We start from the raw sequence: 15321 nt of genomic DNA, 5'->3' as shown, positions 1-15321 counted from the left end.
TCAATCAGCAAATACATCTTCCAGCAGAGACTCGGAACGAGGAATCGGACTGTCTTGAGCAAATTTGATAGCTTCTTCCACATCCTTTCTAGACTCCTCTAATATGGCATCAAGTTCCTCTTCAGTCAAGAGGCCATGCTCGATAGCGTAATCACGGAAGACATCTAGAGCATCCACATCAGCCCAGTCTTTTTCTTCACCTTCCAAAGCCTTATACTTCTGCTCATCCCCTTCAAAGTGACCATGGTCGCGATATGTTACAGCTTCAATCAAGGTAGGCCCTTCCCCTCTGCGAGCCCGCTCTACAGCTTCCTTGGCTACTTGGTAGACAGCGAATAAATCCTTACCATTAACCCGAACGCCGGGCATATTATAAGCAGCCGCTCTCTCAGCAATGGTGCCAGACGCTGAAGAATACCATTGCGGAGTTGATTCTGCAAAGAAGTTGTTTTCATTGACAAAGATAACTGGCAGTTTCCAAATTGATGCCATATTGAGACATTCGTGGAAATTCCCTTCATTGGCCGCACCGTCACCGAAGAAGCAGACAGCTACACTGTCGGTTTTCAAGTACTTGTTGCGCATAGCAGCACCAGTTGCTAGACCAAAGCCTCCACCAACCATACCATTGGCACCGAGAATCCCCTTATCCAAATCGGCGATGTGCATAGATCCGCCTTTTCCTTTTCCAAGTCCAGTCTCCTTGCCAAAAATTTCTGCCATCATTCCCTTTAAATCACCGCCCTTAGCAACACAGTGACCGTGTCCCCGGTGAGTACTGGTAATATAGTCCTGGTCTGTCAGATTGGCACAGACACCAGTAGCAATCGCTTCCTCTCCAGCATAAAGGTGAACAAAGCCAGGAATCTGTCCTGCAGCAAAGAAACGCCGAGTATTTTCCTCAAAATTACGGATATCCCACATGGTTTTATACATGATCTTGGCTTTTTCTTTGGAAATCTGCTCCACCTCAACTTCGGTAGCATCATGGACTTTTAAATCGACTAGCTCCGATACAGCCCCTTGGCTTCTTGTTTTGGTCAATCGTTGTGGTAAATCTTTATAATTTGACATATTTTTACCTCCTCATTAATCGTCCTGAACGAGTCTTTTAGCGACTTCTTGTATTAGTTCTGATGTGGTAGGATGAGCAAAAACCGTTTCAAGAACTTGATCCAGCGTTGCTTCGGCCTGCCTCAGCAAAATCAAATTCTGCAGAAGATCTGTACCGTTCGGACCGACGATGACTGCACCTAGCAGAAGATGGTATTGCTTTTCTGAGATTAGCTTGACATAGCCCTCTGTCTCACCTATTGCGATAGCCCGCCCATTATAAGAGAAAGGCAGCTGCTCGACCAGAACATCATAGCCGGCCTGCTCAGCCTCTTCCTTGCTGAGACCAAAAGAAGCCACTTCAGGATTGGTGTAGAGTGAACGGGGAACACCCAGCGGATCAACTGCTTCTTCAGCTCTCCGGCAGATAGCTCTTACAGCCTTTATCCCTTCTGCACTAGCTACGTGAGCTAGCATATAAGATTCCAAGAGATCACCGATAGCATAAACATGCTCTTGGGAAGTTTCGTAGTATTGATCTATCTTGACAAAATTCCGTTCTGTCAAGGCTAATCCCATATCCTTTGCTAGCTCTAGATTTGGTTTGCGGCCAGTAGCAACCAAAAGATGGTCGAAAGCAACCTGCTCGTTCTCAAGTAAGACAGAATTAGCAGTTACTTCCTTTATCTGCGCTCCCTGATAAATCATCACCCCCATTTTCTTTAGTTTCTTTTGAATCACATGTCGCGCATCTCCTTCTTCAGTCAAAAGAATTTCCGGCGCAACCTCAATAACAGTGACAGCGACACCCAGAGGAGCCATAGCGAAAGCTAGCTCAATTGCGATAACGCCACCTCCGATAATGACTAATTTCTCAGGAAGCTCCCTCAAGTCAAAAAACGTATCCGTCGTTAGATAGTCAACCTGTTCCAATCCCTTGATAGGAGGCACAAAAGGATAACTGCCAGTAGCCAAAATCACATCTTTACCACTGATTTCTTTACCATTGACGGAGAAAGTTCGGTCTTTGACAAACTTGGCCTGACCTTCTATATACTCAATGCCTAAAGACTTAAAGCTAGCATGAATTCCAGATTGTAAACTGGCAACAACCTGATTCTTTCGGTCTACCAATTTCTCAAAATCAATCCTTTCAAGCTTGCTCTCAATGCCATAACGCCTAGCTTCCTCCATTGTCAGCAACCAATGACCGTGCTGGAGATAGGCCTTAGACGGTATACATCCTACATTCAGGCAGGTTCCGCCGATAGACTTCTTTTCTACCACAGCCACTTTCTTACCCAACCGAGCTGCTTCTTCAGCAGCCACATAACCGCCCGGTCCAGCACCGATAATCAAAACATCATAAACAGACAAAACAGGCCTCCTTTCATAAAATGCAAAGGGTGCTCCAACAATCAAAATGATTGCTGTCGGCTATAGATACAAAAAGTATCTCATTATTTATTCATATACCTAAGACTCATTTCAAAATCTCAGGATAGAGTCTGCTCAGAAACCATGAACCTCCTTTCTGTATTTTTATTTATCTACAAATAGTAAGCGCTTACTTTTTATGAGAAGCTTATACCAAATAATTAAACTCCAGTTGCCCATCCTTCAAACTGACTTGAACTGTCATTTCAGTTGTTTCCTTATTTTCTACCAAATAACGAGCCAAAGGCGTTTCGAGATAGCGCATAATGCTTCTTTGAATAGGACGGGCACCAAATTCTGGTTGGTAACCTTTCTGGGCTAAAAAAGCATAAACTCCTTCGCTCAGATGAAGCTGAATCTTCTGATGTTTCAACCTTTCCTGAAGTTGCTGGACCATAATTTTTACGATATTGATCATATCTTCTGCCCTTAGAGGGTTGAAAATAACCGTATCGTCAATCCGATTTAAAAACTCTGGTCTAAAGCTATGTTGCAGCAAGGACAGAACTTCTTCCTGCGTTTCAGCAGTCAGTCCCTGTTCACTTTTGAGACTTTCCAAAATCTGCTGGGAGCCAATATTGCTTGTCATAATCAAAATAGTATTTTTAAAGTCGATAGTACGCCCTTTAGAGTCTGTCAAGCGTCCTTCGTCCAAGACTTGCAGCAGGGTGTTGAATACATCTGGATGGGCTTTTTCAATCTCATCCAGCAAAACAATCGAATAAAGCCTCCTACGGACAGCTTCTGTCAGCTGTCCTCCCTCTTCAAATCCGACGTAACCTGGTGGCGGACCAACTAAACGAGCTACGGCATGTTTTTCCATGTACTCAGACATATCCAGCCGGACCATTTCCAGCTCATTACCAAACAGCCGCTCAGCAAGGGATTTTGCCAGAGCAGTCTTCCCGACTCCAGTCGGCCCCAGAAAGAGAAAGGACCCAATTGGACGCTTTGGATTTTGAATTCCTGCTCTCGAGCGTAAAATGGCCTCCGAAACCTTTTGAACAGCTTGGTCTTGCCCTACAATTCTCTGGCGCAGGAGCTTGTCTAGATTTAGCAGGTGTTCGCGTTCATTGTCCATGATTCCCTGCACTTTGATTCCTGTTATACGCTCTACGATACTGGCTATATCTTCACGACTGACGTCTGGTCGTTCAGTTCCCGCTTGAGCTAGCTGGATTTTCTTGACAGCACAAGCCTCATCAATCAAGTCCAGTGCTTTATCAGGCAAATAACGATCTGATAGATAACGAATTGAAAGACTGATTGCTGCCTGCAAGGCTTCGTCCGTCAGCCTAACTCCGTGAAAGCCCTGATAATTCTCTCGCAGTCCTTGCAGAATTGTCAATGCTTTATCTTGATCAGGCTCCTCAATGCGAATGCGCTGGAAACGCCCTTCCAAAGCTTGATCCAGCTCGAAACTTTCTCGATAAGCAACAAAAGTCGTTGTGCCAATGATATTAATCTGTCCCTGAGCCAAGAGTGGCTTTAAAAGATTTCCTGCATCAAGAGACCCCTCCGTCCGCCCTGCTGTCACGATTTGGTGGATATCCTCAATATAAAGAATAATCTTTCCCTTAGCAGCCAGCACCTCATCCAAAACAGCCTTGAAGCGCTCTTCAAACTCTCCTCTATACTTAGTCCCAGCAATCAATCCGCCTAGATTTAACTTAAAAACTTCCTTGCCCAGTAAATGTTCTGGAACGTCATCTGCAAGTAATCTTCCAACAAACCCCTCTATCACTTTGGATTTTCCAACGCCTGGAAAACCTAGGAGAATGGCATTGCTTTTCTCTTTCCTACACAGCACACGGATAATATCGTCAATTTCGTCTTTTCGACCAATTACCTGTCTATCGGTCTGGTCAGCCAGCCACTGATTAAAGTTAGTCGCATATTTGTTCAGGGCCTGATAGTGACTTTCCTGGTTTGAAGAGATTGCTCGTTTGCCTTGGCGAACCTTATTCAACTTTTTCGCAACTAGCTCCTTATCAATTCCTGCCTGCTTCAAAAAGACAGTTATCGGATTTCGCTGCTGGTGAAATAGACTGAGAATCAGGTGTTCTACTGTTACTACCTCGTCCCTCAGTTCCGCCCTCTCAGCCTCTGCATCATCCAAAAGATTCTTGAGACGTTGACTATACTGACGTCCGTAGCGATTCTTGTCTGTATGTGAAAATACAGGAATCTTGGCTAGTTCCTGATTGATGACACTGATAAATTCATTAATATCAAGGTCCAGACCGGTATAGAATTCCAAAGCAAAAGCCTGAGGCTGGGTCAGCACTGTCCAGACATGCGGAATATCCACTTGATAATTGTGTTTTTGAATAGCTAATTCCTTTGCAGCATTTAGTACTTCTTGCAAAAGATTGGTATAGTGTTCGGTCATATAGTTTCCTCGCTTTTCTACTGAAAACCAAAGTCAACTGCAAACAATATTTTAAAAATTAACCTATTTTAACAAAAACTTAACTTGATAATCTTATGTTTATTATATCATTTTCACAATCAATATACTAGAAAAAATGTAAGCGTTTTTCATGTTTTAATCTAATTTTAACAAAAGATTGTGAAAAAAAGAGCACTAATTTATCCTAAAGGGACAAACCAACACTCTTTAATTTGTAATATTTTTAGCCAAACGATTAAGCCGCCACTGAAAGAGTATGCCACTTGTCACCAAACTAGCGATAAGTCCAATCCAATATCCGTAAGGGCCCAAGCTAGTAAAATGATCTAAGAAGAGACCGAGTGGCAGAGAAACTCCCCAATAAGCAATCAAACCTAAGTAAAATGGCACCTGAGTATCCTTGTATCCCCGAAGAATGCCCTGCAAAGGAGCCGCAAAAGTATCTGCTAACTGAAAAAAAAGGCTGTAGGTTAGAAAAACAGATGTCGTACGGATAAACACGGTATCCGAACCATAGAGAGCAGCCACACGGTCACGTAAGATATAGAGAAAGAGAAAGGTAAATCCAGCAATTCCCAAGGCCGTCAGCCGCCCGAGTTTACAGAATTTCTTAACATCATCAGGACGGTTGGCTCCAATTTCATAAGAAACAATGATGGACATAGAGGTTGAAATGCTCATAGGAAAGGCATACATTAAGTTTGAAAAATTCATGGCCGCCTGATGGCTGGCAATGATTAGTGACGAAAACTTAGCCATGACCAGGCCAACAACCGAGAAAATCACGACTTCAGCAAAAAAACGTTCCTCCGATAGGCAGACCAAGTCGAATGCCTTCGATTAAGCCCTTTTTATCTAGCGGTCGAATCTTCCACAGCTCATAGGCTCTGATTTTGGGATGTTTGACTGCTACTAACAAGGATATGAGGAGCAAAACCCAATAAGCCAAAGGAGTCCCAAGTCCAGCTCCAGCTCCGCCCATTTCTGGAAATCCAAATGCTCCGTAGATTAGGGCATAATTGAAAGAGCCATTCAAAGGTAAGAGTAAGAGCATAAGATACATGGAAAGTTTGGTCAATCCAAGAGCATCAAACAGAGAACGGATGGTGCTAAAGAGCAAAAGAGGAATAATGCCGAGCGCCAGATACCAAAGATAGTTCTTAGCTACTTCTTCTACTAAAGGCTCTAGGCTAAGGTGAGACAAAACCAGAGGAGCGCCCACAAATACCAAAGCAAATAAAATTAGCGATAACCCCAAAGAAAGATAAATAAACTGATAAAAATCAGAAGCAATCTTTCCTTTTTTTCCCTGCCCTAAATGATGCCCAATTATGGGTACCAAGGCCGAAACAATCCCTATCAGCAGGTCGAAAAATGGAATCCAAAGACTAGTTGCCATGGAAACACCAGCCAGATGCAAAGTGTTATACTGACCAGTCATAGTCGTATCGACAAAAGAGGCTGAAAAATTGGCCAGTTGGTAGATCAAAATTGGCAAAAAAATAGAAATAAAGAGCCGCATCCGCTGCAGTAAATTATGAGTTTGGTGCATAGAAATCCCTCAAAAACTTTTTCTAGCCAAGTAAAATCAATGAGCTTAAATTCTAGAATATCAACTATCTTTACTATACTATAAGCCAGACATATAGTCAAAAGGAAAAGGAAATCATATATCTGCTTCAGTAAAGATAACTTGCCCCTTCTCAAAACCTGCGATACGCGCCAAAGAAAGGACACGATAACCAGCAGTTTCCAAAAGTTGACGGCCATCCTGAAACGATTTTTCAATGATAATGCCAACAGCTTCAACCTGTGCTCCCGCTTGCTCCATAATGGTAATCAAGCCCTTAGCTGCCTGACCATTAGCCAAAAAATCGTCAATAATCAGCACCTTATCGTCAGAGGTGAGAAATTTCCCTGCAATTGAGACAGTCGAAGTCACTTGCTTGGTGAAAGAATATACTTCAGCCGTCAAAATCCCCTCTGTCATGGTGATGTTTTTGGCTTTCTTGGCGAATATCATTGGAACATTCAGAGCTTCAGCCACGTAGACAGCCGGAGCAATACCAGAAGCCTCAATGGTCACTACCTTGGTAATTCCTGCGTCCTTTACCGCCTCCGCAAAAACCTGGCCAATCTCTTTCATCAGAGAAAAATCAACCTGATGGGTCAGAAAAGAGTCAACTTTCAAGATATTTTCACCTAAGACTTGGCCATCTTGGAAAATGCGTTCTTCCAATTTTTTCATTTGTCTTCCTTTTCACGAACCGTCTTGATTCTAGCAGAAAAGCACGGATATCCGTGCTTTTCGTTTACTCTTTTTCATTTTTATTCTCGGTCTTGTCTTCTTCTCCAGCGTGATTGACTGCTTTTTTGAATTCTGAAAACATTTTACCGATAGACTGTCCCAGTTCGGGCAGGCGTTTTGGTCCGAAAATAAGCAGAGCTCCCAGAACAATAATGATTACCCCAGGTACTCCGATGTCTTTTAAAAGTCCCATTAATTTCTCCTCGTTGATTTTCTTTGATAAATGATGCTACTGAGCAAGATGCTGACTTCATAGAGCAAAATCAAAGGCACTGTCATAGACAAGTCGCTGATAAAGTCGGCCGGTGTCAGGACAACAGCTAAAACCAGCAAAATGAAGTAAGCGTATCGTCTATATTTTACCAAAAATTTCGGATTGAGCAAACCGATAGAAGTCAGAAAGGACACAAGAACTGGCAACTCAAAAAGGCAAGCAATCGGAATAGTGGTATGAAAGACGAAACCAAGATAATTCTGCGCAGTCAGTCGAGTCTCAAAGAGACCCTCCCCCAGCGACAGCAAAACCTGTAAAATAGCTGGAGTCACAAAGTAAAAGCCGAAAGCCAGCCCCAAAACAAAACAGATAAAGGTAGCCGGTATATAAGCGAAAACAGCCCGAGCTTCATTGGCCCGCAAAGCTGGTCGGACAAACTCCCAGACCTGATAAACCCAAAAAGGCAAGGTCAGGGAAAAAGCGACCAGACTAGCCAGGCTGATATAAATCCAAAGGATATCATCCGGCCCCAGCACCAGCAGCTTCTGCTCAAAATTACTAGTCAGCCATCGATAAATATCAGCCGAAAAAAGCAAGCTGACCAGAAAAACTACGAAGAAGCAAGCCAATACCGCTAAAAAACGCCGTCTGAACTCAATCAAATGCTCAATAATTGTCTGCTCTTTTTTATCCATGCTGCCGCTCGCTTTTCAGATTTTTAAAGCTAACATAGACCACAAGCAGGATAAAGAGCGCCTGACTGACGACAACTTCCAGGCTTGGATAAATCCCCATCCAGTCTACTGTCACAAAGCCATTGATTAAGTGAGCCGGTAGGATATTGGTCAACTGAAGGGCATGGATGCTGACGCCCAGCATTTTAAAGGCCAAGGCATATATGAGCCAAGTCAGCCAGAAGAAAATGCTGTGTGGCTTGAGAAGGCCAGACGCCTTGCTCATGATAAAGGCCAGCAAGACCAAGACCAGAAGAGCCAAGCCGATTCCCAAAAGGAAATCAGTCATAGTGATGCGTGGCAGAATTCCTACATAAAAGAGGATGGTCTCAGCGCCTTCACGGAAAACTGCCAGAAAGCTAAGAGCAAACATGGAAAGAAAACTGCCTGTGGCTGTTACAGCCTTCATTTGGCTTTCCATAAAGTCATTCCATTTCTCGATAGATGCCTTGCTGTGCAGCCAGATACCAACCAATATCATCATGGCGACAGCGAAAATTCCCACTGCACCTTCGATAATCTCACGATTGGATCCAGAAGCAACTGCCGGGAATAGAAACTGCAGCAAAGCTGCAATCACAGCACTGGCTAGAACTCCACTCGCTGCTCCTGCGTAAACCCATTTGAGCCCCTTTTTCATCTTGGAGGCTTTCAGAGTCGTTATCAAAGCCATGACGATCAAGAGCGCTTCTACACCCTCACGCAGCAAAATCAGCATAGCATCAAAGAAATGATAGGAAGCTGTCGTGTCAATCTGTGACAGCTCACTAATCAAGGATTCTAGCTGCTTTTGATACTTCTCTTCGCTCCCCTTGACCATAATAACAGGCGTCTGACTCTCTACCTTGGTATAAAGCGAAGAGTTATTGACACTGACATCTCCTTCAATCGTTGGCCAAATGGTGATGAACTCTTTCATCTTGGCAGTAGCCTTTTTATCATCTCCGCTTTGAAAGAGACTCAAGGCTTCCTCTAGGAGCTTAATCCCATCTTTCAACGTCAGATTGCCAGCAGCTTCTTGGACTTTCTCACCTTTGACAAAATTATCAATGGCGGTTTTCAAATCATCAAAAGAAGACTGAATCATGTCAAAGTCAGTAGGCTCCGTCTCAATGGCACTGCGCAGGAATGAAATAGCTGTTTCTACCTTGCCGTAATGAGCTGTGCTGTTGTCTCGCACCACGCTTTCATTGGTAGTCCAGGTACTATTCATCTTCTTGTATGCTTCTCTTGTCGCTTCTAAATCCTTAGCGCTAATGGCCTTTTGTAGATTTTCAAATTTTGGCTCTAGCTTACTGAGAAGCTTCTTTTTCTCGGCCTCTAAGTCGACTGGATTCTGCTCTTTCTCAAATTTCAAGAGGGCCGAAGAGATTTGTGTCAGCTTCTCCTCCGTCACCTGACCCGATAAGTCTAGTGCCTTACTTACCTCTTGTCCCGCTGCAGAGTCGTGATTAGCCACCCTTTCAAAGTCAGTCTTGATCTCTCTAACTAGCTCCTTGGCTTTTTCCTGATCCTTCTGCTTGACGGCAGTGCCAGCATCAGTAATTTTGACGAATAGACTGCTGTAGTTCTCATCTGCAAAAACCGGTTTTACCAGAAAAATCAGAAAGAAACCCAATATCAAGAGACTTTTATTCAAATAATTTTTGCCCAAGGTACTCTCCTTTTTTCACTCCGCCAAAGCAAGCAAACAAGCCACTGCCGACATGCGTGACGTACTCATTCATCTTATCTTGAGCGCCTAGATTGGTCTGAACTTTGACAAAGCTGTCTGGATCTTTCTGGAAGGAAAGAAAGAGCAGGCCTGTGTCAAACTGGCCAGTAATTTCATCAATCCCATCCGAGTACGAGTAAGATCGGCGATATATGGGCTTATCAACCTCCTTGGCCAGACGGACATGTGAATCCTCCGGCAGGAAGTCTAAGTCAACCTCGTCAAACTCGTCTTTCTTGCCAAAAGGCGCTCCGCTCTCCTTATAGCGGCCAAAAGTGTTTTCCTGCTCCTGGAGATTGGTCCGGTCCCAGGTCTCAAGGAACATCTGGATTCGGCGGACAGCCATGTAAGAGCCGCCCTGCATCCAGTCCTTGCTGTCGCACCAAATGACCTTGTCAAAATCTTTTTCCTTGGTCACATTGGCCGTGCCATCCTTAAATCCAAAGAGATTACGAGGCGTTGACATCCGGTCTCCGATAGCTGCAAAGCCTGACTGACTCCACTTCATAGTGATGGCATTTCTGCCCTTGCGGACCAGATTGCGGACCGCATGAAAGGCTACTTGCTCATCATCTGCGCAGGCCTGGATGACAATATCGCCACCCGTATATTTTTCTTTGAGCTGTTCCTTTGGAAAAGGAGGTAAATCTCGAAAAGCCTTCGGTCGTTTGTTTGACAAGCCCATTTTTTTCAGAAAAGAGGCTGAGACACCGAAGGTCAAGGTCAGTCGATAAGGGTTGAGACCGACAGTTTCTCCAGTATCCGTTGGTGGCAAAAGAGCATTGGAATTATCTTTTTTGACCAATTCTCCATCTACCAGCTTCTCGCTATAGGCTGTCCAGTCCTTGAAGAGCTGGATAATGGCTTCCCTATCTGTCGTATGCAAATCCAACACAACAAAGTAGATATTCTTCTGCATCGGAGTTGTGATACCCGCCTGATGCTCCCCGTAAAAGCTGATTTCTTCCTCACCGTCAGCGAATTTCTTATCTCCCTTTGCCTGATTAGCGAAAAAAGCAGATGCACCAGAGACACCCAGTGCAAGACCAGCGCCTCCAATCCCTGCTTTTTTAAGAAATTCACGACGATCCATTTTTTTATTAAACCATTTTTCGTCGTTTGTCATATGATTACTCCCCGTTTAGAATGACTCCCATTTGTGAAAGAGGCTCACCCAGTTTGGTAACTGCTTCTGCCAGCTCCTTGGTGTCTTCTTTTGTCAATTCTGTATAGAGCTTGTAGTTTTCAGAGTCGGTCATGTGCTTGTCTAGGAGACTGTTTACATTTTTAAACTCAAGTTCCAAGGTTTTGACAAGTTTCTCATCCTTGTCCTTAATCAATGGCTTAAAGAGCTCAAAAATCTTTTCTGCTCCTTCAATATTTGCTCGGAAATCATAGAGATCTGTATGGGAGAATACCTCTTCCTCGCCTGTAATCTTGCTGGTCGCTACTTCATTGAGCAAGTCAACAGCGCCCGTTAACATCATATCCGGAGTCACTTCAACTGTTGCGATTTTAGCTTTTAGCTCCTTGATATCGTTGACCAGCTGATCGGCATAGCTTTCAGTTCCTTTGGTCGTATTTTGCTCCCACATGATTTTTTCAATGCGGTGGAAACCAGACCAGCCTTCTTCGGTCTTGTTTTCATCCACATAGTCGACTAAGCGGAAGTCAATTTTTACATCTGATTCACCAAAGCTCTCAGCAATCGGCTCCGAGCGCTCGTAGGCCATCCGGATAAGCGGATATTGCTTTTTAGCCTCATCAAGCTTGCCTTCTTTAAGGGTGTCACGAAACTTCTCCGTATCTGTCAGGAGCTGATCGATTTGTCCTTGGACAAACGTTTTGTAGTCTGCTGTTGCCTTGTCCAATTCTTTCTGATTGACAGCTGTTTGGCTGCTGGATGCTTGACTGCTTGAGCCAGTCTTGTTTGTAGAATTGTTGGCTGCACAGCCAGTCAGTAAAATTGCCGTTGAAAATAGGACGATGCCAAGTTTTTTCATGGTGACTCCTTTGCTTTCTCTCCTAGATAGAGATTATTCTTGTAAATTATACCAGTTTTTCTCTTATATTTCAAGAAATTGTCTGACAATTTAATCAAAAACTGTATATTAAGACCATTAAAGCAGTGCTTCTTTAACTTTCCCGATTTCTGTCTTTTTCAGCACTAAGTAAATCGTATCTCCCAGATAGAGGCGCGTGCTGCCATTGACCGTTTGAGTCTTTCCCTTGTGGACATTCATGGTAATCAAGACCCCATCAGGCAAGTTCAGCTCATGCACCTGCCGACCAGCAATTTTTTCAGAAACAGGGATTTCAATTAAAGTCGTATCTCCCTGGTCCTCGATACTGTCTGGCAACATTTTTTCCAGCATGGCTTCATAGACGGGCGCTCCTTTTAGTAAATCCATGATAATGTAAGCAGTCAGAGTGACCATTCCCAGAGGCATGAGATTACTAATGTCTCCAACCATTTCTGTGACCAGAATCATAGCTGTCAGTGGAGCCTTGGAAATGGCGCCAAAAAAGCCACTCATGCCTAGGATAATGAAAATTGGAAATTGCTCCTGAGAAATCAAACCCAGCTGCAGACAGACCGAACCCATTGCTGCGCCAAGCAATGAACCCAGAGCTAAAATAGGCAGGAAAATACCACCTGGCAATCCACTGCCATAACTCATCATGCTCCAGACAAAACGCAGAGCAAAAAATAAGAGCAAAGTTCCTACAGTGTAATGACTAGCAGTCAAAGATAAAATCAATTGATTGCCCCCGCCCAACAAGTGAGGCAAGAAATAACCTACCGGAAGAATCAAAGCAAAGGCTAGAATAGGATAATAGGCTTCTGACATCATAAATATTCGCACCAAAAACTGATAAACCAGCTGAATATTCAAAATGACTTTCTCATAAATATAGCCTGACAAGCCCAGCAGCAAGCCCATGACTAAGTAGATCCAATACTGCTCCAGCCTCATGACCGGGATATTATCCGGCATATCCAGCACTGGCGTCAGTCCAAACATGGAGAGTGAAACAAAGTTAGCAACTAGACTGGCCGCCAGCGTAGAGACCCAGAAAAAGCGTGAAAAATGACGGTAAACTTCTTCTACTACGAATAGCAAACCTGCGATTGGTGCATTAAAAGCTGCCGCTAATCCTGCCGCCGCACCGCTAGCAATGAGCGCTCTCTCCTCAGCAGAACTAAGATTCAGAAATTTAGAAACGCCTTTGCCACTCATAGCACCTAGCTGAATACTTGGTCCTTCTCGCCCCAGCATCAGACCGCTGGAAATGGCTAAAATCCCCAATACAAACTTCTTCCAGAGAATACTCCACCAAGAAAGTGACATCAACCCTTTCAGCTCTGCTTCGACCTGAGGAATCCCTGACCCCTTAATGTTTTTCTCTGACTTTACCAAGCGGGCATGGAGCAAAACAATAATAGCATAAAGCAGTACCAAAGGTAAAAGCCAAAGTATAGACTGCTGGCTTCTGTGGTAGACATCCTGCACTAAATGAAAGATTTTTTCAATCAGAAATCGAAAAATCCCCACTATCAGACCAGCAAAAATCCCAACTAAAACACCTCGCAAAACCTGGGAAATAATCGAATGAGTTGCGAAATTAAATTCTCTCTTGATGTCGTCCTCACGTGAGCTAGCTTCTTTTGCCATTCCCAATCTCCTCTAAATAGTTACTTTACCAATATTCTAGCACAAAGCAGGCCTGATAAACAGATGAAATATAAATTTCTTATTTCAATTTTCTTTTTAAAAACTCTACAAAAAAAGTCTAGGACTTGTCCCAGACTTAATTACTTTCTTATTTTGCTTTCAAAGCTGCTTGAGTAATGTAGTTGTATGGTTTGTTGAAGTGTGGCAGGAAGAAAAGATCCAGCAAGGCCAATTTATCAATTGTAACCTTTTCCTGAATGGCCAATGAGAACATGTGAATACCCATAGACATATCTTCTCTAGAAACCATCTGAGCTCCAAGAACTACACGCGTGTCCTTATCATAGACAATCTTAATTGTAACATCATGATGCTCAACCTTTTCAAGGAAAGTTGGTTTTTGAGTATCTTTAAACTCAACCACAGCTGGGCTATAACCAAAGCGTTTTGCTTTTTCTTCTGTCAGACCAGTTGAAACCATCTTCAGACCAAAGATTTCGATACCGTTAGAACCTTGAACACCGTTAGACTCCAATTCATGACCGCAAGCATTATGAGCTGCTACGATACCAGAGCGCAGGGCGTTAGATGCCAAGGCGATGTAGTTTGTATCATTGATAGAGTTATCGTAGACAGTCGCACAGTCACCGATTGCATAAACATCTTTGATGCTAGTTTCTTGCTTCTTGTCTACCAAGAAAGCACCATTGCGGAATGTTTCCAACTTGCCAGCGCCAAGACCAGTGTTTGGACGGAAACCAACCGCCAGAACAACCATATCTACATCATAGCTAGCCTTATCTGTTACAATGCGTTCTACCTTGCTTTCACCTTCAATAGCCTGAACAGTTTGACCAAAGGCTAATTGAACACCGTTATCTTCAAGATTTTGGCGCATCATTTCAGACAAGTCGTGGTCATAGTAACCTGCCAAACAAGTATCCACAACGTCAATCAGAATCACTTCTTTACCAAGGCGTTTGAAGGCTTCTGCTAATTCAACCCCAATGTAACCAGCTCCTACTACTGCCACACGTTCGATATGTTTGCTCTTGTCTTGCAATTTCTCAATAACATCAGCAGCATTTTGATACAATTTAACAAACTGCAGATTTTCCAAGGTTGACTTAAATTCCCGACTGTTAGGATCCATTTCAGCACCTTTAATCGGAGGCAGAATTGGCTGAGAACCTGTTGCCAAAATCAATTTGTCATATGACTCTACATGCTCTTTGCCATCAACAATAGCTGTAACTTTTTTCGCATCATAATCAATTGACTCAACTGGTGAATTCATATAAACTTTTGCGCCTTTTGCTTCAAAAGTTTCTTTATCTGCATAAAAAAGTCCATCTGGCTTGCTGATTTGCTGTCCAATCCAAAGGGCCATTCCGCATGCCAAGAATGAAATGTTTGAGTTTTGGTCAAAAATAACTACTTCGTTTTCTGCACCATAATTGTCCAACATTGTATTAATACACGCTGTACCTGCGTGGTTTGCACCAACTACAACGATTTTACTCATAAGAATAGTCCTACCTTAATTTATAATTTACTAGAACAGTATATCATCTCCTGTGAGCGTTTACAAGAAATTTGCTCGAGATTTTCAAAAATTCTTATACCGCCTAAAAAGCTTTACCACCACTGTCTTATCGCTTCGAAAATACAGCTTTGTGCGAAAGTTAATTTTCTGAAAATATAACAATTTTAAGATTGTGAAACCGGTATCTTTTTGATATAATAAGGTCAGAGAGGTTAATTTTAGAAA

Annotated in this window: 11 protein-coding genes and 1 pseudogene; all 12 read right to left on the bottom strand. The window is 43.2% G+C overall.

Annotation, left to right across the window (positions count from 1 at the left end; genetic code table 11):
- The 12 genes and pseudogenes from SSV_RS05180 to nox all read right to left on the bottom strand — a co-directional run bounded on the left by SSV_RS05180 (nt 1) and on the right by nox (nt 15075).
- On the bottom strand, nt 1–1074 hold the full coding sequence (locus SSV_RS05180; protein WP_072073959.1) for a thiamine pyrophosphate-dependent dehydrogenase E1 component subunit alpha: 1074 nt from the start codon (nt 1072–1074) through the stop codon (nt 1–3).
- A gap of 15 nt (nt 1075–1089) precedes the next feature.
- On the bottom strand, nt 1090–2430 hold the full coding sequence (gene lpdA / locus SSV_RS05175; RefSeq protein ID WP_072073958.1) for a dihydrolipoyl dehydrogenase: 1341 nt from the start codon (nt 2428–2430) through the stop codon (nt 1090–1092).
- Nucleotides 2431–2638: 208 nt separating this feature from the next.
- Nucleotides 2639–4882: an ATP-dependent Clp protease ATP-binding subunit gene (locus SSV_RS05170; RefSeq protein ID WP_072073957.1), complete on the bottom strand. Its 2244-nt coding sequence runs from the start codon at nt 4880–4882 to the stop codon at nt 2639–2641.
- Nucleotides 4883–5110: 228 nt separating this feature from the next.
- A pseudogene (locus tag SSV_RS05165) lies at nt 5111–6455 on the bottom strand (MATE family efflux transporter).
- Nucleotides 6456–6569: 114 nt separating this feature from the next.
- The gene (locus SSV_RS05160; protein WP_072073956.1) at nt 6570–7151 is read right to left on the bottom strand and encodes a xanthine phosphoribosyltransferase; all 582 of its coding nucleotides are present in this window, start codon (nt 7149–7151) and stop codon (nt 6570–6572) included.
- A gap of 64 nt (nt 7152–7215) precedes the next feature.
- Nucleotides 7216–7404, bottom strand: a complete 189-nt coding sequence (locus SSV_RS05155; RefSeq protein ID WP_002897604.1) for a twin-arginine translocase TatA/TatE family subunit — start codon at nt 7402–7404, stop codon at nt 7216–7218.
- On the bottom strand, nt 7404–8120 hold the full coding sequence (gene tatC, locus SSV_RS05150; protein ID WP_072073955.1) for a twin-arginine translocase subunit TatC: 717 nt from the start codon (nt 8118–8120) through the stop codon (nt 7404–7406). Before tatC ends, SSV_RS05155 begins: the two co-directional genes overlap by 1 nt.
- Nucleotides 8113–9813, bottom strand: a complete 1701-nt coding sequence (locus SSV_RS05145; protein WP_141640136.1) for an FTR1 family protein — start codon at nt 9811–9813, stop codon at nt 8113–8115. Before SSV_RS05145 ends, tatC begins: the two co-directional genes overlap by 8 nt.
- Nucleotides 9791–10999: an iron uptake transporter deferrochelatase/peroxidase subunit gene (gene efeB / locus SSV_RS05140; protein ID WP_072073954.1), complete on the bottom strand. Its 1209-nt coding sequence runs from the start codon at nt 10997–10999 to the stop codon at nt 9791–9793. The genes SSV_RS05145 and efeB overlap by 23 nt, the downstream gene beginning before the upstream one ends.
- Before the next feature lie 4 nt (nt 11000–11003).
- Nucleotides 11004–11876 (bottom strand): iron uptake system protein EfeO, encoded by an 873-nt coding sequence (gene efeO, locus SSV_RS05135; protein WP_072073953.1) that lies wholly within the window; start codon nt 11874–11876, stop codon nt 11004–11006.
- Nucleotides 11877–11993: 117 nt separating this feature from the next.
- Entirely contained in the window at nt 11994–13550 is a 1557-nt protein-coding gene (locus SSV_RS05130) for a ClC family H(+)/Cl(-) exchange transporter (protein ID WP_072073952.1), read from the bottom strand.
- A gap of 148 nt (nt 13551–13698) precedes the next feature.
- Nucleotides 13699–15075: a H2O-forming NADH oxidase gene (gene nox / locus SSV_RS05125; protein ID WP_002900394.1), complete on the bottom strand. Its 1377-nt coding sequence runs from the start codon at nt 15073–15075 to the stop codon at nt 13699–13701.
- Nucleotides 15076–15321 lie beyond the last annotated feature (246 nt).

It is taken from the genome of Streptococcus sanguinis, assembly GCF_001078705.1.
Lineage (GTDB): Bacteria > Bacillota > Bacilli > Lactobacillales > Streptococcaceae > Streptococcus > Streptococcus sanguinis_D.
This window is presented reverse-complemented; position numbering and strand designations above follow the sequence as displayed.